The organism is Rossellomorea sp. YZS02 (genome assembly GCF_033963925.1).
Taxonomy (GTDB): domain Bacteria; phylum Bacillota; class Bacilli; order Bacillales; family Bacillaceae_B; genus Rossellomorea.
Window position 1 is genome coordinate 30907 of the sequence record NZ_JAXBLY010000008.1, and the last position, 24450, is coordinate 55356.

A 24450-nucleotide genomic window follows, 5' to 3' on the forward strand; every position below is an offset into this window, starting at 1 on the left:
TCCTCCTTAGATAAAGACTCATCACTATCCCTATGTAAGAGGAGACCAAAGTATTCGAACCAGCCGACAATCACGTGCTATGTTTTAAATAATTTGTCGTTAGTTTGGTTTCCCGGATCGCACCATCTTGTCTTTCAACCCAGTATGCGGAAGCATGCTCCCTGGAACTCACTACATTGTGTAGTTCACCATCAATAAAATGCAGGGCTGCCCCATCATCTGCTGCATAGCCAACCTTCAATTCACCACTCTTAATAAAAGAATGATAGAGGGGGCGTCGGTTCTCTTCTCCATCATAATGGGGGGAGTGACTGCCTTTCAACAAACCCAATCCTTTAATTCCTTCTAATTCATCACCGTATGAATCGGTCGTACCTTCTTCAAACCAGCATATAGAACCTGCACTTAATCCTGAAAGGATGATCCCGCACTCCCATGCCTTTCTTAATATGGAATCGATCCCCCACTCTCGCCATAGTGCCAGCATGCATTTTGTATTGCCCCCTCCTACATAAATAATATCCTTATCTAATAGAAATCCTTCTAAATCCCTTGTGGAGGGCTTGAATAAAGAAAGATGTGAAGGCTCACAGGATAGGGATTTAAATGAATGGTAGAACCGTTCAATATAACTGTCGGCATCTCCACTGGCTGTCGGAAGAAAACATATCTTTGGTTCTGAGGCTTTTGCCTGCTGGAGTATGTACTGATCCAATAATAAGTTTTCGGGCTCCATGGAGAAACCTCCTCCACCCATTGCAATGATTTGTTTCATGAAAATACCCACTTCCTTTTATGGAATAAAATGATAAGTACCTCTATCCTATCAAATTAACTTGTGTTCGGGTTATAGAATTTTGACTTACATCCTTAAAATAAAAAAATAGGCTGTCATCAAGAGTCATTTTTCATGATTTCTTGAGACAACCTCTATTTACTATTCAGTTCAAATAACTAATTATCTGTACCTGCTTCTGTTTTTCTTTTTCTCTTACTGGTTTCCTTTTGAAAGGAAAGAATCAGGCCATATGTCATGAAGAGTAATATCACTCCTAATGGCAAAGCCGTTATGATAGTGGCTGCCTGTAATCCACTGATCCCACCTGAACCCATCAAGATCGCAGCAATGGCAGCCAAGACTAGACCCCAGCTGAATTTCACAAAGAATGGAGGATTTAAACTTCCATTTGAGGTTTGCATCCCCAATACAAATGTTGCAGAATCTGCAGATGTGACAAAGAATGTAATGATGAGGAAAAGCGAAATAACCGACAGAACTCCACTTAATGGCATCTGATCAAACACATAAAATAGTGAAGTCTCCAAACTTTGACCGGCTACATCAATTCCCTGAACAAGATCATAATACAATCCTGTCCCTCCAAATACACCAAACCAGAGAGAGCATACGATGGTTGGTACGATGATGACCGCAATGATGAATTCCCGGACTGTCCTACCCTTTGACACCCTCGCTATAAAGGTCCCGACAAACGGTGTCCAGGAAATCCACCATGCCCAGTAAAAAATCGTCCAGTCTTTCACCCATTGGTTATCTTCAATGTTGAAGGGTGAAAACCGCAATCCCATACTGGGAAGATTCTGAACATAGCTCCCAAACGTAGTCAGAAATAGTTCCAATACAAATTGAGAAGGTCCAACGATAAGGAAAACAATAAATAACAATACCGCCAGGATCATATTCGCATTGCTCAGGTATTTGATTCCCTTTGACAATCCTGTAGAAGCTGACGTAATGTAAAGTATCGTTGCGATACCCATGATGATCAATTGAACATTGAAGTTTATCGGGGTTCCTATTAAGTAATTAAGTCCACTATTAATTTGTTGAGCTCCAATACCTAACGAAATGGCTACGCCAAAAATCGTTGCAAATACCGCAATAATATCCACGACATATCCTATCGGCCCATTCGCTTTTTTGCCTATGACCGGATACAATGTAGCACTCATCAATCCCGGCATGCCCTTTCTGAACTTATAATAGGCTAATGCCAATGCAACAACCGCATAAATGGCCCATGCGTGAAATCCCCAGTGAAGATAGGTATACCTCAACCCGATTTTAGCTGATTCAATGGTTCCTCCATCACCATAAGGAGGTGTGGCATAATGAGAAACCGGCTCGGATACCCCATAAAACAGGAGACCGATCCCCATTCCTGCACTAAACAGCATGGCGAACCATGTTAACGTCGAATATTCCGGCCTGTCCGTATCTTTCCCTAAACGGATCTTACCGTATTTACTTAATGCAAAAAAGATGGCGATGATAAAAAAGAATGTGGCTGAGAACTGATAAAACCAGCCAAACTTATCAAGGAGAACTCCTTGAGTATTTGTCATAACTTCGATCAATCCCTGAGGAAAAATGACTCCCCATAATACAAAGATCACGCCGATCGAAATCGCGATCCAAAACATTGGTGTAAAATTCTTCAACTTACTTCCCCCTCAATACAATTGTGTCAATGAATAATGTACAGCTTGATATGTAATAAAAATAAAGACATGAAATTATTTTACCCTCTGGTATATAGGACTAAACTAGTAAGTTAATGGTAATTGAAAAGGGGAGATCCATTTACAGTTTCCTGTTCATTTTATTTTAGAGGTATCAATTTTGAATTAATGGGCAAATTATAGTAGACGGAGGTGATAAACATGACAAACAAAAACAACAAAAATCCACAACAGCAAAAAAATGAAGCAGAATTTGCTCAAGAGCAAAACGCTGCTGAAAGAGCGAAAAAAGCTTCTAAACAACAAAACCAACAAAATAAATAATCTAACATAGTAATAAATATTGAATACTTAATGGGAGATCAGTCTAATGACTGGTCTCTTTCTTTTTGAAAAGCCCTACCGGAAATCAATCTTTAGGCTAGAACAAGAACAACCTCCCCGCAATCCTTCGGGGAGGTTGTTTTCTTTCCATGGAATTCAATGAAAAGGAGATGAACCCATTTCATGTAATTATTTAGTATGACTGCTCTTTTTGGTGAACGGTTTGTAGGCAACCACTACGGCAACCACCGCCGAGACCGCATTTATTAAAGTTCCGACCATAGGAGAGCCTTTATAACCTGTACCATCATACATGTTCGTTATGATTAGACCGGCTATAACACTTAATAATAGGCTCACTCCCAGGAATACTCCTATAAAAATAAAAAACTTCTTGGCATTTTTCCACAAAATTACAGCACTCCAATGTAAGGGATTGTTTATTAGAATATAACAGGAATACGCAGCAAAGACCAGTTACAGGCATCTTTGATCAGGTCATGGGATACTCATTATTTCAATCTATTCCACTTTATCCATTGAAGGTTGATTATCCGAAACTTCCAACCTGCTTTTCCCCATAAGATATACAAACACAAGAGCAATCCCTAGTGGAATCAATGCGTAGGCGAAAGTAGTTGTAATCGACTCAGACATAGCATTAGTAATCTTAGCCAGCACGAAATCAGGAATCTTCTCCCGCATTTCAGGTTCAAAGATACTTCTTGGATCACCCTGAATGTTGCCGCCTCCTTCTTGTCCTTTAAAGGCGCTTTCCAATTTAGATGAAAATAGTTTCGTCTGCAATGTTCCGAATATTGTTATACCGAGAGTCATCCCCAGAGAACGGAAAAAGGCATTTGTCGAGTTTGCTGAACCTCTAAATCGGGGATCAAGCTTATGGATTGTCGCATTCGGCAGTAATGAAAATGAAAAACCTACACCGAAACCACTAATGATCATATATACGGTCAATAGCCATCTACTCGTATCCGGCCCCATCGTCGCAAGTAAAACCATACCGATAATAAAAGAAATAATGGAGATCCACATAATACTTCGATAACTTGTTTTGGTCATCCGAATGCCAGCCACAGCACTTCCTGCTACTGACCCCAGCATCAACGGCGTTAATATCAATCCGGCATTTGTAGCCGATCCACCATACACAGCTTGAACAAATATCGGGATCAAGATAGTCAGAATGATGAAAGCAGCACCGTAGAGAAAGGCCAAAGCCTGTGCAGACGCAAATAAGGGACTTTTAAACATCCAAAATGAAATGATCGGTTCTGCTGCTCTTCTTTCTATAAATAAGAAACTAATAAAGAATAACAGGAAAGATCCAAACAATCCGATAATTTGCCAGGAAGACCACGAGAATTCCTTTCCTCCAAATTCAAGGGCAAACATCAGACTGACAACCGCAATCACTAGCGTAATCGCTCCACCCCAATCAATGCGCTGATCAGATCTTTGGGTGGATTCTTTATAAGCAGTCGATATAAAAACGAGGGAAAGGAGTCCAATCGGCACATTGACATAAAAGATCCAGTGCCAACTGAAGTTATCCGTTAGAAAAGCACCGATTAAAGGTCCAAATACCGAAGCAGAACCAAATACCGCCCCAAGGAGTCCCGTCATTTTCCCACGTTTCTCTGGAGGGAATAAATCAAAAACAATCGTAAAGGCTATTGGCAGCAATGCTCCTCCACCTATTCCTTGAATGGCACGGAATATACTTAATTGAACAATATCCTGTGCAATCCCACACAGAGCAGAACCAATCAAGAAAATGGAAAGACCGAATATGTAAAACCGCTTCCTCCCATACATATCAGACAGCTTACCAAATATCGGCATTCCAGCCATCACTGCAACCATATACGCACTTGTGACCCAGACGAACTTATCAAGTCCGCCAAGATCTGAAACAATGGAGCCCAGGGCCGTTGCAACAATTGTGTTATCCATGGCAGACATGAGGATCCCCAACAATAGACCGGCAAGTGCCAGCTTCATATTACTTTCTTTCGCAACCATCACCATCATCCTTCCAAAATCCGTTAACTTCTTTTCCATTATAGAACTTTCTAGCTGTATGTCTAGCCGAACAACCCCTCTTTATAGAAACAAAAAAACAGAGTACGTCAGCTGACGTACTCTGTTTGGAATTATACGGTTGGATTACTTTTGAACGTTAGCCGCTTGTGGTCCACGAGCACCTTCAACGATTTCAAATGTAACGTCTTGACCTTCTTCTAATGATTTGTATCCTTCACCTTGGATAGCAGAGAAGTGAACAAAAACATCGTCTTGACCTTCAACTTCGATGAAACCGAAACCTTTTTCAGCGTTAAACCATTTAACTTTACCTTGTAACATAAAACATGTACCTCCTAGTGCAGTTGCACATAAAAATATTTATATTCCTGCTCTGATTAAGATTCAAGACGAATGTTCTTCAATCATGTATATTAACCGAACAAAAATAACTAATTTAACTATAACAGACTCTCCCTCAAAACTCAAGGCGGGAATGGGTCTAATTGTAAAATGACCAGATCAACCTACTCTGCCATTGTCTTATGATGTTCTTTAGTATACAACTTCTTGATCATCCGTATTTGGCCTCTGTGATTGATTTCATCTTCAAAGACATGAAACCATTTAAAGAAGTTATTGCCCTTTTGTCCATACCACCAATCTGTTTCTTGATATAACCATGTTTCGTCCAATTTCGAAAATTGCTGTATTGTTTTTTCTCTTGTAAGTTGAAGATTGTCCAGGTAATACTCTACAGATTTCCCTTTAATCGTTACTGCCGCCTGTCTTCCTAAACTTAGTGCAGGTTCCAATTCAGCAGCAAAGGCTTCTACCTCGTCATTTGTCAATTCTTCAAATGTCAGCGCCTGATAGATCTTCTCTACAGCATCAAAATGAGCCAACAACATGCCGATGGAATTTGCTTCATCATGACACCGGTAATCAAGCATTTCAACAGAAAGATTTTCGACTTCACGTATAGAGGTGAATCTGGCATAATTCATCATGGATAGAAGCAAGGAAAAATCCTTCTTCATTCCCTCTTTTTCTTTTATTAAATATAACGAGTTCATATCCACTATTTAATCCCCCTTTGATCTTATTTGTCTATATTAGATAAATAATGGATATTCCCTCTATTTTTGTCAAATTCATTCCGATTGATTTGCAGTTGCCTTTAGTAGATCTCGTATTTCTCTCAGAAGTTCTTCTTTCGGATCGACCTTGGCCTCTACTTTTACCTCTTCTTTTCTCTCCATTCTTTTATATATTCGTACGATAAAGAATATGACCCACGCAATCAGAAAGAAATCCACTACATTTTGAATAAAGACCCCATAGGTAATCACTGCGTCCCCGAACGTAACCTTTAGGTCCGTGAAACTGATTCCCCCAAGGATGATGCCAAGAAGGGGCATCACGATATCGTCTACAAGTGATTTGACAATTTTGCCAAAGGCTGCGCCGATGATTACAGCCACTGCGAGATCTATGACATTCCCTTTTACGGCAAACTTTTTAAATTCTTGCCACATGCTCATTCTCCTTTATACTTTTCTCTACAGTTAAATCAGTACTTTATCCCGATTAGTTTGCCACAATTATACAAATTTATATGTTCGTTTAGCTTTCTTTCTGCTAAACTGGACTTTCACATGTTCAAAGAGAAAAGGAGAGATGACATGTTATACCCTATCAGAATTCGTGCTGGAGCTGTCATTGTAGAAGAAGGAAAAATCTTATTGGCTGAGTTTCAAGACGAAAACGGGCTTCATTATAACCTTCCCGCAGGAGGAGTTGAAGAGGGAGAATCGATTAAAGAGGCTGTCGTTAGAGAAGCCTTTGAAGAAACAGGAGCACAGGTAGAGGTTGAAACGTTAGCATTCACCTACGAATATGCCCCCCATCTGAATGACCAAAGATATGGACCGACCCACACCCTTTCCATGTTTTTCTCTTGTAACCGGACAGATTATCATTCCACCCTTTCACCAAGTCAGCCGGATCCTACACAGACGGGCATCAAATGGGTCCCGCTATCTGAACTTCATTCCATCGTGCTTTACCCCATGATTCAGGACCGGATCTTGAAGTATATTCAAGAAGAGAAGCAGGAAGTATTTATTGAAGAAAATGAGCTTGTTAAGAAATAATCACGACTAACACATTGATCCAACCTTCATTTGGATACCTTTGTTACAATTCTACAAAGGGGGGGATATTATGTTTTGGCTCTGGTTGATCTTTATATTTTACGCTATGTTTCTTGCACCAGGAAAAGGTCTGCAAGTGACCCCATCATACACGATCTACTCCAGGGAAATGTCAATGAAGTGGATCCACTCGTTTTGACCGTCTTCACCTTTCTTGGTCTCTTTCCCTTGTTATTTGCAGCGTTAATACTACCTTTCGATAGGGACAATATCCCGGCATGGCCTTTCATTCTTGGCTCACTCGCACTGGGGGCATTCAGCCTTCTTCCATATTTTTTCCTTAAGAGAGGTGATAATCGATCTCTTCCCAGGACTCCTCGATGGTTGGATAACACGGCTTCATCAAATGCTCTCGGTTTTCTTCTGATCTTAATGGCCATTACTTCAGTAATGCAACTTAGAAATGGGGTCTCACTCGCTTCTTATTGGAATGCATTCCAAGCTTCAAAGCTTGTCAGCGTCATGACAGTCGATTTCTTCATTTTACTTTGGCTTTCTTATTACACAATGATTTCAATCTATAACATTAGGAAGAATCGGTGGCTTTCTTTCATACCCGTCATCGGGCCTGTTATGTTACGATGGAGGAAACCAAACTGGAGGGTTACATATGATGTTTACAAAGATCCCAAAGGAACAGAAAGATGAAATGATTGGAATGATCCAAAGCTTTTACTATGAGCAAACAGGGGATGAAATCGGGGATTTAGGCGCTGAAAATTGGTTCGACTTCTTCATGAAGGAAATAGGTCCCTTCCTCTACAATAAGGGAGTGATGGACTCCAAGGACGTGTTGATGGATAAAATGCTGCTTCTCGAGGACGACCTTTATGCATTGAAAAGACCAGTGAATCCCAAATGATGCAACTCGCAAAAGATTGTTGTTATATACAAACTAAGATCTGCGAATGCTCTGTCATTTAGGATGTGGTGCAGGATGGTGAAGGGAACTGCTCCGCTTTCCACGGACGTTCGGCCGAGCCTCCTCAGCAAAAACCGCTTCCGGGGTCTCGGCACGCCCGTTTTCCGTAGGAGTCTACGCAGTTCCCTTCACCCTCTTGAGTAGTAAGTGTTGACAGAGCAAAAAAAATAAATCGTGAACATCAGTTAAGGAAGCGTAATGTACGATTAAATAAAATCGTTCACTACAACAAATGAAAAAGCAGTGGCATAAACAATCTCCACATTTTCTTTATGATTGTAAAAACATAGTTGATTGGAGCGGAAGGTGCTCGACTCCTGCGGGAAACGCTGGACAGCACGAAATGCGGAGGCGGCTCGTTCAGCCCCGACAAGCATAAGATGAATGGGCTAAGAAGGCGTTCTTTTGCCTTCTTGGACCATTTAGCTTATGACCTCGAGGGGCTAGCCGCCGTAGCTGGACTGGTGAGACCCCGCAGGCAAAGCCGAGGAGGCTCACCGCCAGCCCCGCGGAAAGCGAGCACCTGTAGCGGAAATCAACAGCCACTCTCTACATCCAAAAGCAAGAAATAAAAAGGAGCAGGGAAAACCCTACTCCTTTTTAATTTTATGAAGAACCATGTCATCAATCCGTCCATTATCATTTACGATTTCAATGGTTACGGCTTCTTTATCTTTATTTCTTATTTCGTCAATGACCTTATCCATATCGTCACTCTTTTTAATATCTACGGTTTTCTCTACTTTGAACTCTTGAACTGCCTCTCCTTCTGATCGGCTTTTGAGCTCTTCATCCGAATAGATCAAGTCGGTCCCCAAAGCATTCTTGATTGTTTTTCCTTCCAGGTAAAAACGGGCACGGAACTTGGTATCCGGTTCTATGGCTTCATCGGTTAATAGTCCGGAAAATGTAAGTGTTTCCTCTTCTTCATTCCACGTTACACCACCGTTTACGACCATATCTGCTGCATTTCGGTTGCATCCCGTTAAAAGGATGGCAAATAATACTCCTGCAATCATAATTGCTTTTGATTCTTTCACTTGTTGTCCTCCTTATATGTATGTGCACTATCATCTTACCAAAGTATCAATAATGTGCGCCAGAAACAATTGTTTTCCATACCAAGAAGGAATCATACCTTGTTTGATTAGTGATGAGCATGAAGAGATGAAATAAGCTCAGGAGGGATATGGGGGATAAAATGGAGTGAGTACCAGCGAATGATCTTCTAGACTTTTCGGAAATATTCAAAAAAGAATAGGCAGGTGGTTGGATCAATGTATCCATGTCGTTTCCACCACATTTCCATAAATGGAATGGGATTCATGTAAAACATTCTTCGCTCCCGATATTGATCGTGCCACCAATTAACAATGTTCAAAATGAAATAATTGTGTCTCCATGTCCAGGGGTCATTTTTTCAGATGTTTATTACATACCGCCTTCAGGATAAACAGTTTTTCCTGTACACTTAACATCCTCCAGCATTTAGCACGAATGATCATAATTTTTCCCCTCTCCTTAGTTCATGTTACTTGTCTTTACCTCCTTCTAACCTTTTACAAACCATTCAATTTGCTACAAAATGTCAAACAAAAATACCTTCTCCGACAGATTAGCTTATCGAAAAAAGTATTAAACCGAAACGAATGTCACTCCGTACAAGTAAATGTAGAATTTCTTTTTATCTATTTTTATTAAACAGCAAGTCAACGGCGATTATAGCAGTTTAATAAAATGATTCAGCACACGGGCGGTGAGTCCCCAGATGACTTTGTCCTCATAATAGTAAAAATGTTCCTTCATAGTCCTAGCTTGCCATTCGTAGTTTTCGCCACCAGGAATTTGTTTATACGGAAAGCTCTCCTCAGGTTCCATTCTAAATTTAATATTATATAATTCCGGTTCTTTTTCACGAAGATAAGAAAGGGGGGCGGTGAAAACTTCTTCCACTTCCGCCGGGTTTGGGCGCATATCTTCAAATAAGATATTCAGCTTTCCCACATAAGGATAAATGATGGTCCCAAATGGTGATACGATATAATCCAAGGGATGTATGTCGGTGATTGCTTTCTCTGCAATCCCGAGTTCTTCAGACGTCTCCCTTAGCGCAGCTGCCCTCTCATCGGAATCACTCCGGTCGATCCTGCCTCCCGGGAAACATATTTCCCCCGGCTGTCTCCGCATATTCAATGAGCGCACTTCAAATAATACGTGAATCTCATCTTCCACTTCTATCAAAGGAAGTAGAATAGCATACTCAGAAAATGATTCACTTCCCAGCACTTTAGGCGTTCTGTCTTTGAAACGCATCAAAAGCTCGTTCATATCCATCCTATCCCTCCTTAATTCGATATTCTATTCTATGATTTTCTTTATTATAGTATGAACGTGATCCAACACCAAGCCATATGTGCTCGATACTACACGAACCATTTTTTACCATAACTTCTATGAAACTATGATATACTGATGAAGTCTTCCCGGATGGGGAGAAGAACACTCAGTCATTAATAGAAAGGATTTGATAGCATGTTTGGAAAAGTTGCTTCAGATGTATTAGGTTTAAGTGATATTGGTACAGTCATCAAGCCGGCTGATTACGATAAAGCCGATTCAGATGATTACATTATGCATGAGGATGGAGAAAAGATCTATTTCCTGATCAAATCCAAGTCCGATGAATATTGCTTTACAAACAAAGCGCTCATTCATCTGGACGGCACGAGTGCAGCCAGCAAAAAACGGGTGCTCCGCCGCCTCGATTATTATAAATATCAGCTGTCGAATGTCCTTCTTGAAACCGCAGGTACAGTTGATCTGGATGTGGAAATCAAATTCAAGATCGGGTCGGAAGTTTATTCCATTGATGTTCATAAAAAACACTTAACTGAAGTGAAAGATTTATACAAATCTCTGATCAAGATTGGTGAAATCACTACTGACAACAGCATATATTCATCTTTCTCAAATGAAAGTCTCCAACTTGCGGCCTCTACATTGGGACAAGTAAAGACAAATGATGTGAATGTAGTCGAGCAGTTTAAAGAGGTCAATCAATATGCCTTCAATTGGATGGCAGATAAGAAAAAAGAGTTGACCCTAAAGGATTTCGGCTTTGTATTTGAAAAATTCATTCAAAATTAATCTTCACCATCCGGCTGGAATGCTCAGCCGGATATCCCTTATGACATTTCATGGGAATGTGTCCCTTTCCATTCTTGGATACCGTCATCCTCAATGATGCCTAAAGTGACATCAGCGATATCAGGATCGGCAATTAATTTCTCCTGGATGGCAAACTTAATGTCATCCGCTTCTGAGAGTGGCAGCCCCTTCTTCAATTCAAGATAGGATTCTACATGGTAATAGCGCCCTTCCTGGGTGATTCTCAACTTAAAGATATCGATGACTGCTTCATGTTCAAAGATGGCAGCAGCAATCCTGTCTTCAACTTCTTTAGGAGCAGCAACTCCAATCAGACCGACCATGTTATCGTAGCCTACCCGAAAAGCTACACCCACCATCAGGAATCCTATCAAGATCGTCACAATCCCATCCAATAGTTGAATCGTGCTGAAATAAGAGACAAGTACGGCGATCAGCGCAAGGATTGCCCCGGATACAGCTACCAGGTCTTCATAAAATACGAGCCTTGTTGGTGGTGCAGCCCGTTTTACATGCTTGAACGCACCGGTGACAATACCTGCTCCACTGCTTTCCACACGAGCTTCCTGCCCGATTTCCTTCATGACTTTAAAGAGAATGGTTCCATCAATGACGATGTTTAACAGCAACACTGAAACATTGATCCAGATTCCTTTTACTTCTGCAGGGTGTTTGAGAAGGTGAAACCCTTCACGGATCGTCTCATATGCCATAACCGATACGACGATAACCGCGATCATACAGAATAAATTGATGACACGGCCGAAACCTGTCGGGAACTTTTCTGTCGGCTTTTTTTCTGAAAGAACACTTCCGATAAACACAAAACCTTGATTGACTGCATCGGCCAATGAGTGCATAGCCGATGCAAACATGGCCCCACTCCCGCTGAATAGGAAAGCTGCCCCCTTTGCGATTGCCAGGATCCCGTTCCCTACCATTGCAAAAAAGGAAGATTTATTGCCTTTTTTCACTAGCGAAAGAAAAGACTCATTACTCACCACGATCACCCCTTACGTTTTATCCACCTAATACGTAGTATCTCTAAAGTCTGTACTTTCATAAGTCAATTGACGAACCTTTTGAGCTTTTCTATACTGATACAATAAGTATGTATACATACGATTTCCAATCTAGTTAGGAGTAAATATCATGGATTTTACGATACAGCACCTTTCCTTTTATTTAATACAGGTTGAAGGCAAAGGGGAAGAAGCAGATAAACGACATAAACACTTTCAAACGTTAACCGGGGCTGAATATGAAGAAAGCCCCCTGAAAAGCTTTCTTGACGGAGAACTGACGAAGATCGTCAAACGTAAGGTTGACAGGCATTCCAAGTCAGAATCAGCTCCAACTAAGATTGGCCGCTTTGTTGTAGAGCCCGGTCATGAATTGACCTCGAATCCAAACTATAATTTATTCCACCGAACCCGGTACGCAGAGAGTGCAGAAGCGTTTCGAGAAGAGTGCGATCAAATTGTCCAAATGTATATTGAAGCGAGCGCCATTAGAGGCGGAGCATTTCTGGTAGCTTCAGCAAAGCTGACGAAATTTTTTGATGATCCCTTTTTGTTCATCATGAAATGTGATTTTGAACCAAAAGTTGCCACCATCACGGATGAAGCAACCTTGATCCACAATGTAGAAATGGCGATTACGACAAAAAATATGAAATCGATCCAATATCCCTACATGCCTGAAGAAGGTATGATGGATTCAGCCGAAATCAAGATCCATCAAGCGTCACATGCGAGGTACTTTGAAGATTTCCTGAAATGGGTGGAGTATGAAAAATCCATGCCAGAAATCGTCAAATCCCAAGTGTATGGAATGGTGAAGGAACATATATCTGAAACGTACGCGGAAGAAAGTGACGAACGGATCGAATTTGAAGAAGCCGTGGAAGAATGGGCGATCAGCCCAAAGCGTGAACTGCAGGAACGATTCACGACGGAACAAGTCGTAGAAGCCACTTCTCAAATCGTCGAGCAGTCCCCTGAAGTGGAACTGAAAGTGAAGCTTGATCATGTGTCAGTCAAAGCCCTCCTTTCAGACTTTGGGGACAACATTCATTTAGCAAAAGTGAATGGGCGCTATGTCTTGATGATTGAAAGCGAATCGGTCATGTTTGAAAGAGGGTTTTCCCCTCTGGAATTTTTAAAGCCCGATGACCTGCATGAAGTGATTCAGCGTATACAAGAGAAAGAATAATTATTAGCCATGTAGAAGAGCATGGCTTTTCCCATGGATATTCGTGTGTTGAACCTATTTTTATTTCTTTAAATCTACGCTCCACCCTTGTGAAAATATGGATAATAAAATAAAATTTAGTAAGTAAATGTTTTATTCTTTGAAAGAATGGGGACGTCAAATGCTTACTTCGAAACAGCTTCAAGATATAAAGGATCTGCAGAATGTCTGCGAAACGTTTGAAGGCATAAATTTAAAATTAAACTGGGAAATGCTTAAAAAGAGAGAGAATGATCAAGATGATTTCCTTCTTTACAAGGATAATAAACTGATTGGATTTTTAGGTATTTATGGATTTGGAGATTCGTATGAAATATGCGGAATGATCCATCCGGATTCCCGCCGTCAGCACCGGTTTCAAGAACTCCTTCAAAAGGCTCTACACTCTTTAAAATCCCGTAGTGTCCACAAGCTCTTACTCAATGTTCCGGGCTCTTCTGCTTCTGGAAAAGGATTTATATCCCAAACAAAAGCAGCTTATGATTTCACGGAATACGAAATGAAGTGGAATAAGAAAGACCTCATCCCAAATACCGATACTGTCGTTTTAAGAGTGGCGGATGAACACGATATTGAAACAATCATTGACCTTGATGAAAAATGTTTCCAAATAGTCAGAAGCGATGCTCAAATGTACACCAAAAGATTATTCGCAGAATCCAGGTCAGGCAACCTCATGATCATGTACGGTGAAAAAACGATAGGAAAGATAAGAGTTCAAAGAATGGACAAAAAAAGCTCCATTTATGGTTTTGCCATCTTCCCTTCATTTCAGGGAAAGGGAATCGGGAGGAAAGCATTATCTCAAGTGGTGATGCAGGAATCGAAATGGACGGATGACATATATTTGGACGTAGCAGCCACCAATTCCAAGGCGCTGAAACTTTATGAATCCAGTGGTTTTCAAATCATCTATCGTCAGGATTATTTTCAATACCCTATCCAATAAATGAACAGTGGCATATTCGGCCACTGCTCCTTACTAATCATAAAATACATGCTCTATCTTCCAAGTCTCCTCAATCGTCAATACACCATGGGAATAGTATGGAAGCTTTCGTTTATCCGTGGGGGACCCGGGATTGAACAGAAGAATCCCTTTCATAAATCGGGAAAAGGGGATGTGGGAATGACCAAAGATGATCACATCCACATCTTCCCCTTCAAAAGCTTCCAAAGCCCTTTTTTCAGTGGTTTTACCCTTCCCGTCCCCATGTGTTATACCAATCTTCATGCCTTTTCTTTCTATGATCCTTCTTTTTGGGAGAAGAGATTGAAGTTCAGAATCATCGATATTTCCGACAACGGCAATCAATTCCCCGTATCCCATAAATTCTACATAAACATCATAAGTCCCAAAATCTCCTCCATGAATGATGAGGTCGCTCTCCATAAGATCTTTCTGAAGGATAGGAGGGAGCCCCCTCCCTTTGCTCGGCATATGAGTGTCAGATACAATGACGATTTTCATTTCATTCTCCTTTGACATTGGATTTTTCAATCAGCTTTTCCCGTTCTTTATCGATCGATTCCAATTCAATCCGGGTAAACAATGGTAATGTATTCTCTATCGTTAACTTCAAAGGGAGGTATGCATTCCCCCAAACCGGTTGTTGGGTCATGCCTAACTGTTCCCCGACCTTTGAAGCTGTGAAAGGTAGAAAGGGCTCAAGGATGCTTCTCAGATTACTGATGATATAGATGAATTCTTCGAGCACCTTTCTCCCATCTCCCCTATTTTCTTTCATTATTACCCATGGTTTCTTTTCATCAAAACGTTTATTCGACCACCGAATGAATTCAAATACTTCCTCGAGTCCCTGCCTTGTACTTCCTGCTTCAATCCATTTGCCTACAGAAGTGAATACCTCTTCCACTCTACGTTCTACTATCTCGTCTACACTAGTTACTATTAGGTTGTCACCGAACTCTTTCTTATAGAATTTCACTGTACGTTGAACAAGATTTCCGAGAGCGCCAAGAAGCTCACTGTTATGACTATAAATAAATTCCCTCCAAGAAAAGTCAGCATCCCTCTTTTCAGGTGCGTTGATCGTAAGAAAATAGCGAATGGTATCAGGATGGTAATCGGTTAAAAGATCCTTTAGCCAGACAGCCCAATTTTGGCTCGTCGATATTTTTCTTTTCTCCAATGTCAGATACTCGTTTGAAACGATGTGATCCGGTAATTTCATTTCTTCATTCATGCCCATAAGTATGGCTGGCCATATGATCGTATGAAAAGGAATATTATCTTTTCCATGCACATAATAAGAGACGGAATCTTTATCCCAATATTCGTTCCAATGATCGTTTGCTTCTCCAGCCCATTTCTTGGATGCACTCAAATATCCACACACTGCTTCTATCCAGACATAGATCATCTTGTCACGGAAGCCTTCGAGGGGAACCTCCACTCCATTTTCCAAATCTCTTGAAACCGGCCGATCCTTCAGTCCCTCTTCAAGATAGCGGCTTGTAAGCTGGACGGCATTTTCCCTCCACTTTCCTTTATGTTCATTTAGTAGCGTCTGTAAGGGTTGTTGAAACTTGGAGAGAGCAAAATATAAATGTGTGGTCGTTTTAAGAACCGGTTTATGCCCGCAAAGTTTACAGCTTTTATCTAATAAGTCTGTTGGATCCAATACAGTGGAGCATTGATCGCATTGATCTCCCCTCGCCTTCGAACCGCAGACCGGACAGGTTCCTTCCACGAATCGGTCCGGTAAGAATCGCTGATCGTGAACACAGTACACTTGCTCTATTTCCTTTTCATAAAGCCATCCATTTTCATACAGGAGGGTAAAGATCCTTTGTACCTCCTCATGATGCTGAGGCTGATCCGTTCTGGTATACTGATCATAGCTGAATCCCAGTGATTGAAAGCAGTGGATAAATTCTTCATGATATCGATCAGCTATATCTTCAACCGTCACTCCAACTTGTCTCGCCCGGATTCCAATCGGTGTACCATTACAGTCGCTTCCTGACACATAGAGAACCTTTTTCCCCTTCAACCTATAATAACGGGCAATGATATCCCCCGGCAGCAATGCTGCGATGTGCCCCAAATGCAGGGAGCCATTGGCGTATGGCCAAGCCCCACCTATGAAAACAGTCATATTGTTTCCTCCTCGATATAAATAAAAACCCCTCGTCCTGATAGATATCGAAAGACATCCAAGGACGAGGGGTTAAGCTCGTGGTACCACCTTAGTTTATAGCTTGCTCACGCAAGACTACCTCAACAAGTACGGGGAAGAAAAGCCCTTATACCGTGGCAATGATAACGGACGCCCACCCCCGTTCTACCCTACACCATATTGGTTCGAGTAGAATGCTCCGAGACCATTTTCCTAAGGAAGTACCCTTGCTTCTTTTCAGCTACCGAAGCTCTCTGATAAAGGGACCGACTAAGTACTCTTCTCATCAACGCACAAAGTAATTTGATTATATTATGCCACTATTCCAAAAAAATGCAACATAAATTCTTAGGTTTTATTCACAAGAAATAGTGGAATAGTGAAGGGACGAATCCCTTTTGAAGGAAAAGTGAATAGAGGTGATGTCCCGTTGTTTTCAATTCAAAAGCACTTCAAGCGTCCAAAAGGGTTCCTAGGCTGGTTTGTGGGAAAGGTGATGGAGTTTGATAATCGGAAGATAAATAACTGGTCCATTAAGCAACTGGCCATCCAAAACGGTGAACGCATTCTTGAAGTTGGATATGGTACAGGATACTGTATCCGGCGGATTTCCAAACTCTATCCGGGTTCCTTTGTAGATGGCGTCGATATTTCCGATACCATGAAAGAAACCGCCCAAAGCAAGAATGAAGAAGCCATAGAGAAAGGCAGGGTTCGCCTGTTTGTTCAGGATATCAGTCAATTCGAGTTAAATGATGTTCAGTACGATCGAATCCTTTCCGTCAATAACTACCCATTATGGAATGACCAGAAGCAGGCACTCATCCATTTATACAAGATGCTTAAAACGGATGGCACACTGCTCATTACCGTTCAGCCCCGGGGAGATGAAGAGCGGGACAGCAAAGCTCGAGTCTATGGAGCGGAGATTTCACAGGCTTTACAGAACACCGGTTTTAAAAATATTACTGTTTCCTATAAAGATGCGAATCCTTCACTGACTGTCTCCGTTAAAGGTGTAAAATAATTCATCCTGCCAAGTAAACAGCCGACCCTATAAGGATCGGCTGTAGATCTTTTACTCCTCGGTGTTGCTCTCGTCTGTATTACTTTCTTCATCCATGTTCTCTTCTGTTCCTGTGTCATCTTCTGTGTCGCTGCTGCATCCGGCTGCAAAAGTTACTACTGATAGTGCTGTCATTAACATTAATAACCACTTTTTCATACTTTTCATTTTAATAGCCTCCTGTTATGATGCTTTGTTCAACTACATCTCTATCATACTGATTTTTTAGAGTATTAGAAGACTATTTACCTTTATTTAACATTCATTTAGACTCTGTTCATCAACTTCTACATTTATTTACAAAATGGATGTTTTCACGCGTGAAAAATCCCCTTCGATGCCCCGATTAATTCCTTGATTTCATCAAATGAGCCTTGCTGAATAAGGTCTATGATCTTACTTCCAACCACTACCCCATCACAGTTTTCACTCATGCTGCGAACATGATCAGGGCTGGATATCCCGAATCCTGCCAGAACCGGAACCGGACTGTTGCTCTTAAGCTTGTTTAAATGAAGGGATATATCCTCTGCAAATCCCTCTCTTGTTCCTGTAATTCCATTAATCGTGACCGCATAGAGGAATCCTTCTGTTACAGAAGCCAATTCTTTCACTCTTTCCAAAGGACTGGTGAGTGTTGCCAACTGAATGATTGCAACTTCCTTATCTCGGGAAGATGCTTTAACCAATTCGTAATGCTCCAGCGGCAGATCGGGAATGATTACTCCGTCAACACCGGCGTTTTTACAATCCCCAAAGAAGCGTTCTACACCATATTTATATATTGGATTAATGTAGGTCATAAAAATCAGGGGGATCCCGATTTCTTCTCTTCGTTTCTTTAATACATCGAACACCTTTCGAAGTGTAGTGCCCTTCTCAAGCGCCCTTTTACCCGCTTCTTGGATCGTCGGTCCATCGGCGACTGGATCTGAGAATGGAATACCTACTTCAATGGCTGTCGCTCCAGCTTCTTCCAACTTCTTTAAAGTTAATATCAACGTTTCAATGCCACCGTCTCCCGCCATTACATAGGGAATGAACAGTTTATTACCCCGTTTCAATTCGGCTTGAAGGGTGTTTTCCAGAAATGTCTTACCCATGCTGACTACCTCCCAATAATTCTTTTACTTGTTCAACGTCTTTATCCCCTCTGCCTGATAAACAAATGACGATCGATTGGTCCTTTGTCATGTCTTCCGCTATTTTAACCGCATAGGCAACGGCATGGGAGCTTTCTAGAGCTGGAATGATCCCTTCGGTCTGAGATAATTGTTTAAATGCTTCGAGCGCTTCACTGTCGGAAATGGAAGTATAACGGACTCTGTCAATCTCCTTTAAATAGCTGTGCTCAGGTCCCACACCAGGATAGTCAAGACCAGCTGAAATGGAATGGGCTTCCTGTACTTGCCCTTCTTCATCCTGAAGGAGATACATCATGCTTCCATGGAGGATTCCGACGGATCCTTTCGTTAAAGTGGCTGCATGCTTTTCTGTTTCAACACCGCTTCCGGCTGCCTCGACACCGTATAAGTCGACTTCTTTGTCTTCAATAAACGGATGGAACATCCCAATGGCATTGCTTCCACCCCCGACACATGCCACAATGGCATTCGGGAGACATTCTTCTTTTTCAAAGAATTGTTTCTTTGTTTCTTTTCCAATAACACTCTGGAAGTCCCTGACCATCTTAGGAAATGGGTGTGGACCTAAAACGGACCCCATGATATAGTGGGTGTCCTCTACATTGGCAACCCAGTAACGCAGCGCTTCATTGACGGCATCCTTCAATGTGGCACTTCCCTGGGTGACACTGATTACCTTTGCTCCGAGCAACTCCATTCTGAATACGTTCAGCTTCTGCCTGCGGATATCTTCCGCTCCCATGAAAATGACACAATCAAGGTTCAATAGAGCACATACGGTGGCGGTTGCGACCCCATGTTGGCCTGCTCCTGTTTCCGCTACCACTTTTCTTTTTCCCATCCGTTCAGCAAGCAGGGCCTGACCAATGGTGTTGTTGATTTTATGTGCACCGGTGTGATTAAGATCTTCCCGCTTAAGATAGATTTTGGCTCCTCCTACCTGCCTGCTAAGGTTTTCTGCAAAGTAGAGAGGATTTTCCCTTCCTACATAATCCTTTAAGTAGCTCTGCAGCTTCTCTTGAAAATGTTCGTCATTGATTGCTTCATCGTAAGCGGCTTCAAGCTCCTGTACAGCTTTCATCAATGATTCAGGAACGAACCTCCCACCGAATTGACCGAACAGTCCTTTCTGATCTGGTTGCGCATATAACATTCTTCTTCCTCCGTTCACTATTTTCATTTTATTCAAGCACCGATTTTACTTCCTTGATGAATGACTCTATCTTTAAGCGATCCTTTTCCCCTTCGGTTTCAACCCCACTCGAGACATCCACCATATAGGGACGGACCTTGATGATGGCTTCCCTTACATTGTCCGGATTTAATCCTCCTGCAAGAATCAGATGCTGGGGAATATTGATTGAATGTGCATAATCCCAATTGAAGGTGGTGCCATTGCCTCCACGATGGGGTCCCTTTCCGCTATCCAACAAAATCATTTCACCAGGAAATCCCTCAATCCCGTCTATATCTTTTCTTTCCTTCACCGAAATCGCCTTGATAAAAGGAAGATTGAGAGTTTCACAGAATTCCACTGATTCATCTCCGTGCAGCTGCACATAATCGAGCTGAACGAGATGAAAGATTTCTTCCATTCTTTCTTTTGTTTCATTTACAAATACACCGATTTTCAATAGGTCTGGAGAAACGGCTTTGCTGATCTCGGCCGCTTTCTCCACATCGACTTTCCTTTTACTATCGGCAAACACGAACCCTATCGCATCAGCTCCCGCTTCTAATGCCCACTCGGCTTCTACCTGCCTCCTGATGCCGCAGACTTTGACTTTCGTCATTTCATCTCACCTTTTTCAACTTGGAGAACTGTGAGGGTAGCTGCTGGATCTTTACTCCTCATTAACGTTTCCCCGACGAGGATCCCTTGTGCCCCTGCGTCTTTCACTCTCCTTGAATCCGACTCATCCCTGATCCCACTTTCACTTACGAGGACGACTTCCCTGCCCTTCACCATCGATGCCAGAGATTCTGTAATGAGAAGATCCACTTCAAAGGTTTTCAGGTTACGATTATTTACTCCGATGATCGTAGCACCGAGTTCTAAAGCTTCTATCATTTCTTCCTCATTGTGAACTTCTACAAGAACCTCCAGTCCAAGATTTGTGGCATAACAATATAATTCTTTCATCCTGGTGAAATCCAGGGCCGCCACAATTAACAGAATCACGTTTGCCCCTGCATCCCTGGCACGATCGATCTGGATTTCATCAATGATAAAATCTTTACATAAAATCGGGATCGAGACGGCTCTTCGAACATTTGCAAGATCCTCCATTCTCCCTTTGAAAAATGGTGTATCCGTCAGAACAGAAATGGCGCATGCTCCAGCTTCTGCATAGATAGCGGCTTGTGACACGGGATCCACTTCAGTTCGAATATCTCCTTTAGATGGAGAAGCCCGTTTGATTTCTGCTATCACCTGAAGTGACGAAGCGGATTTTAGAGTTTCATATAATGAATGGTTGTGGGTGCCTTGATACTGAAAGGTAGTATATCCGAATTGTTTTAACTCCTTCACTTCTTCATTCTTCTTTTTAATGATGGTTTCTAAAATGGTTGCCATTCAAATCACCAACTTTCTTCGTTGTCGACTATAGTGTACAAGGGATGCGAGCGCTTCATTTGCCCGTCCGGTTTCTATACTTTCCCTAGCCAGTTTTACACCTTCTGCAAAGGTCGAAGCTTTACCATGGGCAACTAAAGCAATTCCTGCGTTGAATATGACCGTATCAGTATAGGCTCCTTCTTTTCCTTGTAAGACGTCCTGTAAGATACGGGCATTCTCCCTTGCATCTCCTCCTTTTATCTCTTCAAGGGTATAAGAAGGAAGCCCGACCTCGTCCCCGGATAGCGTAAATGAGCTGATTTCACCATCCTCCAAAAGGACAAGATGATTTACACCTGCAAGGGACGCTTCGTCCATGTAATCCGCCCCATTCAGAACGATTGCCCGCTTTCTTCCCAATTCATGTAAAACATTTGCCATCGTTTCAAGTTTATCTCTTCTATACACCCCGACAAGCTGTGTTTCCAATTGAACGGGATTCGTTAATGGACCAATCAGATTAAAGATGGTCGGGATTTTCAATTCTTTCCGGACCTTCATGATTTTCTTTAGCCCTGAATGGATATGGGGGGCATAGAGGAAGGCGATATTGGTTCCATTCAGAAGATTTTCCACTTCATCTTCCCCGAAGTCCAGGGATACGCCAAGATGTTCTAATACATCAGCACTGCCAGTTTTGCTCGATATGCTCCTGTTTCCGTGCTTTGCCACTTTGACGCCTGCTCCCGCTAATACGAATGCACTCGTCGTGCTGATGTTAAAACTCTGGGAACCATCTCCCCCTGTTCCACAATTATCCAGTACACCTTTCAACGTGCTTTTTACCGGCAGAGCCTTCTCTCGAAGCACTTCAACCAGGGCTGTCATTTCCTCCACCGTTTCTCCCTTCATCTTCAACAGCGTCAGGAAACATGCGATTTGACTCTCGGTCGTTTCCTCCCTTAATAATTCCTGAACAGCTCCTCTCATCTCATCTTTTTCTAATGAATGACCGTCAGATAGCTTTTGCAGATAGTTTTTCACGGTTATTCCCCTTTCTCATTTCGTCTATAAAATGCTGTATGATTTTCTTGCCCGTTTTCGTCCCGATCGATTCAGGGTGGAATTGAACCCCGTACAATGGATATTTCATATGCTTGATGGCCATGATCTCCCCGTCATCCATAGAATGGGCAACCTCTTCCAGGGGAGCTTTCAACGTCCCTTTCTTAATCACCAAAGAGTGATATCTCATGACTTCAAGTGGTTGAGGCAGATATTCGAATACTCCGCTGCCATTGTGTTTAATGAGGGAAGTCTTCCCGTGCATCACGTTATCGGCCAATTCAATAGTTGCCCCAAAGGCGGCGCCGATCGCTTGATGACCTAAGCATACCCCCATAATCGGCACACTAGAGTGAAGATTCTGGATAATGGATATGCAGATTCCCGCTTGTTCGGGCTTTCCCGGTCCCGGTGAAAGGATGATACCTGAAGGATTTAGTTTCTTGATTTCTTCAAGTGAAGTTGCGTCATTCCGCCTGACAACCACCCTCTCTCCAAGCTCTTCTATATATTGATACAGGTTATACGTAAATGAATCATAATTATCAATGAGTAAAATCATCCTGTTACCTCCAATAATGATTTTGCCTTATTCAGCGTTTCTTCATATTCGCTTTCAGGATCTGAATCATATACGATACCTGCACCCGCCTGAACATTGGCAATGCCATCTTTCAGGACCATTGTGCGGATGGCCAGGGCAAAGTCCAGATTCCCGTTGATCCCGATATATCCAACCGCTCCCGAGTACACTCCCCGCTTTGTCGATTCAAGTTCATTGATGATCTGCATTGCCCTGATTTTCGGTGCCCCGCTGACCGTCCCTGCCGGCAAACAGCTTGTTAATGCTTCTAAAGGGGTCACATCACCTTTCAATTCTCCTTTTACCTCTGAAACGATGTGCATCACATATTTATATCTTTCGATGGTTAAGTATTTGGATAAATGGATGGAGCCGACTGTACAAACCCTGCCTAAATCATTTCTGCCCAAGTCAACGAGCATTCGATGTTCGGCAATTTCCTTTTCATCTGACAAAAGTTCTTTCTCCAGCTCCAAATCTTCAGAACTTGTTGTCCCTCTTCGCCTTGTCCCTGCAATCGGATTTGTCGTTATTTCGTCACCCTGGACTTTCAATAGACTTTCCGGTGAAGCACCCAAAACGATGTAGTCTTCGAAATCAATAAAAAACATATAGGGTGATGGATTTGATTTTCTCAAGCTCCTATAAAATGAAAATGGTTCACCAGAAAATGGAGCCTGAAGTCTTTGCGAAAGTACCACTTGAAAGATCTCTCCTTCAATAATGGATTGCTTTGCCTTCTCCACCTTATTCATGAATTCCTCTTTCGACGTTTGAGCACGAAAGCTGAGGCGGTCAAGTTTTTCTTTATGTGTGTGTAAATACACACCGGTAAGTTCATTCTCAAGCTTCTTGATCTTATCCTCCAGTTCCTCTCCTTCCCCCCCGGTCCATTCATCCATCACGACGATAAATACTTTATGCTCTAGATGATCGAAGACGATGACCTTTTCATAGAACATAAGGTGGATGTCCGGCATTTCCATTTCATCAGATGGAGTCTTTCCGATATCCTCATACTGCCTGATCACATCGTAACCCAGGTACCCGATCCCTCCACCAGCAAAAGGAAATGGAATATCCTTTTGCTGGTGGGGGATAAGATGTTGAATGATCTTTATCGGATCCCCCGTCCGCTCTTCTACCTGATCTGAAGACGTTCGTTTGATCTGTACGTCATTTCCGTATGCCTTGCATTCTAAAAATGGATCGCTTCCTACAAATGAATATCGTCCGGATTGTTCATGTTTGAGGGAACTCTCCAATAAAAACTTTTTCTTGCCCTCAAGGGATTGAAAGAGTGAGATAGGTGTATACATATCACCATTCAATTCTTTCACCATATAATTCAATTCCTGCTGTTTCATTATCTTTTTGCCTCCAATTCTCCACCATAAAATCCCATAAAAAAAGTCCCCTATGAACAGAAAAATCTGTTCATAGAGGACGATGCTGACCGCGGTGCCACCTCTATTGGG

General features: G+C 42.0%; 26 protein-coding genes and 2 other annotated features (1 of these 28 only partly in view). Of the genes, 7 read left to right on the forward strand and 19 right to left on the reverse strand.

The features are described 5' to 3' along the window. Positions 1-70: 70 nt before the first annotated feature. Together SLH55_RS09555 and SLH55_RS09560 are read right to left on the reverse strand one after the other, a co-directional pair. A complete protein-coding gene (locus SLH55_RS09555; protein WP_219168167.1) occupies positions 71-775 on the reverse strand; it encodes a peptidase E in 705 nt (234 codons plus the stop codon). Between the two features lie 179 nt (positions 776-954). Beyond that, positions 955-2463, reverse strand: a complete 1509-nt coding sequence (locus tag SLH55_RS09560; RefSeq protein WP_307513972.1) for a glycine betaine uptake BCCT transporter — start codon at positions 2461-2463, stop codon at positions 955-957. A 222-nt stretch (positions 2464-2685) separates the two neighbouring features. On the opposite strand from SLH55_RS09560, the gene SLH55_RS09565 reads away from it, so the two are divergent. After that, positions 2686-2808 (forward strand): hypothetical protein, encoded by a 123-nt coding sequence (locus SLH55_RS09565; protein WP_257475066.1) that lies wholly within the window; start codon positions 2686-2688, stop codon positions 2806-2808. 522 nt (positions 2809-3330) lie between these two features. On the opposite strand, the gene SLH55_RS09570 is transcribed toward SLH55_RS09565, so the two are convergent. The 4 genes from SLH55_RS09570 to mscL form a co-directional block, all read right to left on the reverse strand. Further along, on the reverse strand, positions 3331-4851 hold the full coding sequence (locus tag SLH55_RS09570) for an MDR family MFS transporter (RefSeq protein ID WP_219168599.1): 1521 nt from the start codon (positions 4849-4851) through the stop codon (positions 3331-3333). Between the two features lie 144 nt (positions 4852-4995). Then, complete coding sequence (gene cspD, locus SLH55_RS09575) at positions 4996-5193, reverse strand: cold-shock protein CspD (protein WP_032088076.1); 198 nt, start codon at positions 5191-5193, stop codon at positions 4996-4998. Positions 5194-5378: 185 nt separating this feature from the next. Further along, positions 5379-5927 (reverse strand): DinB family protein, encoded by a 549-nt coding sequence (locus SLH55_RS09580; protein WP_219168600.1) that lies wholly within the window; start codon positions 5925-5927, stop codon positions 5379-5381. A gap of 78 nt (positions 5928-6005) precedes the next feature. Next, positions 6006-6389 carry a large conductance mechanosensitive channel protein MscL gene (gene mscL, locus SLH55_RS09585; protein ID WP_320323305.1) on the reverse strand — a complete coding sequence of 128 codons (384 nt, stop codon included), beginning with the start codon at positions 6387-6389 and terminating at the stop codon, positions 6006-6008. Between the two features lie 147 nt (positions 6390-6536). Here mscL and SLH55_RS09590 point away from each other — a divergent pair, with 147 nt between their 5' ends. After that, on the forward strand, positions 6537-7007 hold the full coding sequence (locus tag SLH55_RS09590) for an NUDIX domain-containing protein (RefSeq protein ID WP_219168169.1): 471 nt from the start codon (positions 6537-6539) through the stop codon (positions 7005-7007). A 670-nt stretch (positions 7008-7677) separates the two neighbouring features. Continuing rightward, positions 7678-7929: a DUF2164 domain-containing protein gene (locus SLH55_RS09595; RefSeq protein ID WP_219168170.1), complete on the forward strand. Its 252-nt coding sequence runs from the start codon at positions 7678-7680 to the stop codon at positions 7927-7929. 650 nt (positions 7930-8579) lie between these two features. On the opposite strand, the gene SLH55_RS09600 is transcribed toward SLH55_RS09595, so the two are convergent. Further along, entirely contained in the window at positions 8580-9029 is a 450-nt protein-coding gene (locus SLH55_RS09600; protein WP_219168171.1) for a hypothetical protein, read from the reverse strand. 679 nt (positions 9030-9708) lie between these two features. Next, positions 9709-10323: an NUDIX hydrolase gene (locus tag SLH55_RS09605; RefSeq protein ID WP_219168172.1), complete on the reverse strand. Its 615-nt coding sequence runs from the start codon at positions 10321-10323 to the stop codon at positions 9709-9711. A gap of 198 nt (positions 10324-10521) precedes the next feature. Between SLH55_RS09605 and SLH55_RS09610 the strand changes: the two genes are divergently transcribed. Continuing rightward, positions 10522-11136: a PH domain-containing protein gene (locus tag SLH55_RS09610; RefSeq protein ID WP_219168173.1), complete on the forward strand. Its 615-nt coding sequence runs from the start codon at positions 10522-10524 to the stop codon at positions 11134-11136. A gap of 38 nt (positions 11137-11174) precedes the next feature. On the opposite strand, the gene SLH55_RS09615 is transcribed toward SLH55_RS09610, so the two are convergent. Then, positions 11175-12161 carry a cation diffusion facilitator family transporter gene (locus SLH55_RS09615; RefSeq protein WP_374939769.1) on the reverse strand — a complete coding sequence of 329 codons (987 nt, stop codon included), beginning with the start codon at positions 12159-12161 and terminating at the stop codon, positions 11175-11177. A gap of 148 nt (positions 12162-12309) precedes the next feature. On the opposite strand from SLH55_RS09615, the gene SLH55_RS09620 reads away from it, so the two are divergent. Both SLH55_RS09620 and SLH55_RS09625 read left to right on the forward strand, forming a co-directional pair. Further along, positions 12310-13371, forward strand: a complete 1062-nt coding sequence (locus SLH55_RS09620) for a DUF3900 domain-containing protein (RefSeq protein WP_219168174.1) — start codon at positions 12310-12312, stop codon at positions 13369-13371. 160 nt (positions 13372-13531) lie between these two features. Then, positions 13532-14359, forward strand: coding sequence for a GNAT family N-acetyltransferase (locus tag SLH55_RS09625; protein WP_320323306.1), 828 nt, complete (start codon positions 13532-13534; stop codon positions 14357-14359). A gap of 33 nt (positions 14360-14392) precedes the next feature. Here SLH55_RS09625 and SLH55_RS09630 read toward each other — a convergent pair whose 3' ends face one another. Beyond that, positions 14393-14881 carry a metallophosphoesterase family protein gene (locus SLH55_RS09630; protein ID WP_219168176.1) on the reverse strand — a complete coding sequence of 163 codons (489 nt, stop codon included), beginning with the start codon at positions 14879-14881 and terminating at the stop codon, positions 14393-14395. Between the two features lies 1 nt (position 14882). Next, positions 14883-16532: a methionine--tRNA ligase gene (gene metG / locus SLH55_RS09635; protein ID WP_219168177.1), complete on the reverse strand. Its 1650-nt coding sequence runs from the start codon at positions 16530-16532 to the stop codon at positions 14883-14885. A 57-nt stretch (positions 16533-16589) separates the two neighbouring features. After that, positions 16590-16852: a binding site (T-box leader), on the reverse strand. A gap of 131 nt (positions 16853-16983) precedes the next feature. Here metG and SLH55_RS09640 point away from each other — a divergent pair. Further along, complete coding sequence (locus SLH55_RS09640) at positions 16984-17580, forward strand: class I SAM-dependent DNA methyltransferase (protein WP_219168178.1); 597 nt, start codon at positions 16984-16986, stop codon at positions 17578-17580. A gap of 51 nt (positions 17581-17631) precedes the next feature. On the opposite strand, the gene SLH55_RS09645 is transcribed toward SLH55_RS09640, so the two are convergent. The 8 genes from SLH55_RS09645 to trpE form a co-directional block, all read right to left on the reverse strand. Beyond that, positions 17632-17787, reverse strand: coding sequence for a hypothetical protein (locus tag SLH55_RS09645; RefSeq protein WP_171050748.1), 156 nt, complete (start codon positions 17785-17787; stop codon positions 17632-17634). A gap of 146 nt (positions 17788-17933) precedes the next feature. Continuing rightward, the gene (gene trpA, locus SLH55_RS09650; RefSeq protein ID WP_219168179.1) at positions 17934-18722 is read right to left on the reverse strand and encodes a tryptophan synthase subunit alpha; all 789 of its coding nucleotides are present in this window, start codon (positions 18720-18722) and stop codon (positions 17934-17936) included. After that, positions 18715-19917, reverse strand: coding sequence for a tryptophan synthase subunit beta (trpB, locus tag SLH55_RS09655; protein WP_219168180.1), 1203 nt, complete (start codon positions 19915-19917; stop codon positions 18715-18717). Before trpB ends, trpA begins: the two co-directional genes overlap by 8 nt. 28 nt (positions 19918-19945) lie before the next feature. Beyond that, positions 19946-20557: a phosphoribosylanthranilate isomerase gene (locus tag SLH55_RS09660; RefSeq protein WP_219168181.1), complete on the reverse strand. Its 612-nt coding sequence runs from the start codon at positions 20555-20557 to the stop codon at positions 19946-19948. Further along, positions 20554-21342: an indole-3-glycerol phosphate synthase TrpC gene (gene trpC, locus SLH55_RS09665; protein WP_219168182.1), complete on the reverse strand. Its 789-nt coding sequence runs from the start codon at positions 21340-21342 to the stop codon at positions 20554-20556. The genes SLH55_RS09660 and trpC overlap by 4 nt, the downstream gene beginning before the upstream one ends. After that, complete coding sequence (gene trpD, locus SLH55_RS09670) at positions 21343-22368, reverse strand: anthranilate phosphoribosyltransferase (protein ID WP_219168183.1); 1026 nt, start codon at positions 22366-22368, stop codon at positions 21343-21345. Then, positions 22340-22951, reverse strand: a complete 612-nt coding sequence (locus SLH55_RS09675; protein WP_219168184.1) for an anthranilate synthase component II — start codon at positions 22949-22951, stop codon at positions 22340-22342. Before SLH55_RS09675 ends, trpD begins: the two co-directional genes overlap by 29 nt. Further along, positions 22948-24339 carry an anthranilate synthase component I gene (gene trpE / locus SLH55_RS09680; protein ID WP_219168185.1) on the reverse strand — a complete coding sequence of 464 codons (1392 nt, stop codon included), beginning with the start codon at positions 24337-24339 and terminating at the stop codon, positions 22948-22950. Before trpE ends, SLH55_RS09675 begins: the two co-directional genes overlap by 4 nt. A gap of 72 nt (positions 24340-24411) precedes the next feature. Beyond that, positions 24412-24450, reverse strand: a binding site (T-box leader) (it continues 207 nt past the right edge of the window).

Bases quoted from the DNA above. Each gene is read 5' to 3' on its own strand.
- SLH55_RS09555 (WP_219168167.1), bottom strand. From the start codon at position 775: ATGAAACAAATCATTGCAATGGGTGGAGGAGGTTTCTCCATGGAGCCC.
- SLH55_RS09565 (WP_257475066.1), top strand. From the start codon at position 2,686: ATGACAAACAAAAACAACAAAAATCCACAACAGCAAAAAAATGAAGCA.
- SLH55_RS09570 (WP_219168599.1), bottom strand. From the start codon at position 4,851: ATGGTTGCGAAAGAAAGTAATATGAAGCTGGCACTTGCCGGTCTATTG.
- cspD (WP_032088076.1), bottom strand. From the start codon at position 5,193: ATGTTACAAGGTAAAGTTAAATGGTTTAACGCTGAAAAAGGTTTCGGT.
- SLH55_RS09580 (WP_219168600.1), bottom strand. From the start codon at position 5,927: ATGAACTCGTTATATTTAATAAAAGAAAAAGAGGGAATGAAGAAGGAT.
- mscL (WP_320323305.1), bottom strand. From the start codon at position 6,389: ATGTGGCAAGAATTTAAAAAGTTTGCCGTAAAAGGGAATGTCATAGAT.
- SLH55_RS09590 (WP_219168169.1), top strand. From the start codon at position 6,537: ATGTTATACCCTATCAGAATTCGTGCTGGAGCTGTCATTGTAGAAGAA.
- SLH55_RS09595 (WP_219168170.1), top strand. From the start codon at position 7,678: ATGATGTTTACAAAGATCCCAAAGGAACAGAAAGATGAAATGATTGGA.
- SLH55_RS09605 (WP_219168172.1), bottom strand. From the start codon at position 10,323: ATGGATATGAACGAGCTTTTGATGCGTTTCAAAGACAGAACGCCTAAA.
- SLH55_RS09610 (WP_219168173.1), top strand. From the start codon at position 10,522: ATGTTTGGAAAAGTTGCTTCAGATGTATTAGGTTTAAGTGATATTGGT.
- SLH55_RS09620 (WP_219168174.1), top strand. From the start codon at position 12,310: ATGGATTTTACGATACAGCACCTTTCCTTTTATTTAATACAGGTTGAA.
- SLH55_RS09625 (WP_320323306.1), top strand. From the start codon at position 13,532: ATGCTTACTTCGAAACAGCTTCAAGATATAAAGGATCTGCAGAATGTC.
- SLH55_RS09630 (WP_219168176.1), bottom strand. From the start codon at position 14,881: ATGAAAATCGTCATTGTATCTGACACTCATATGCCGAGCAAAGGGAGG.
- metG (WP_219168177.1), bottom strand. From the start codon at position 16,532: ATGACTGTTTTCATAGGTGGGGCTTGGCCATACGCCAATGGCTCCCTG.
- SLH55_RS09645 (WP_171050748.1), bottom strand. From the start codon at position 17,787: ATGAAAAGTATGAAAAAGTGGTTATTAATGTTAATGACAGCACTATCA.
- trpA (WP_219168179.1), bottom strand. From the start codon at position 18,722: ATGGGTAAGACATTTCTGGAAAACACCCTTCAAGCCGAATTGAAACGG.
- trpB (WP_219168180.1), bottom strand. From the start codon at position 19,917: ATGTTATATGCGCAACCAGATCAGAAAGGACTGTTCGGTCAATTCGGT.
- SLH55_RS09660 (WP_219168181.1), bottom strand. From the start codon at position 20,557: ATGACGAAAGTCAAAGTCTGCGGCATCAGGAGGCAGGTAGAAGCCGAG.
- trpC (WP_219168182.1), bottom strand. From the start codon at position 21,342: ATGGCAACCATTTTAGAAACCATCATTAAAAAGAAGAATGAAGAAGTG.
- SLH55_RS09675 (WP_219168184.1), bottom strand. From the start codon at position 22,951: ATGATTTTACTCATTGATAATTATGATTCATTTACGTATAACCTGTAT.
- trpE (WP_219168185.1), bottom strand. From the start codon at position 24,339: ATGAAACAGCAGGAATTGAATTATATGGTGAAAGAATTGAATGGTGAT.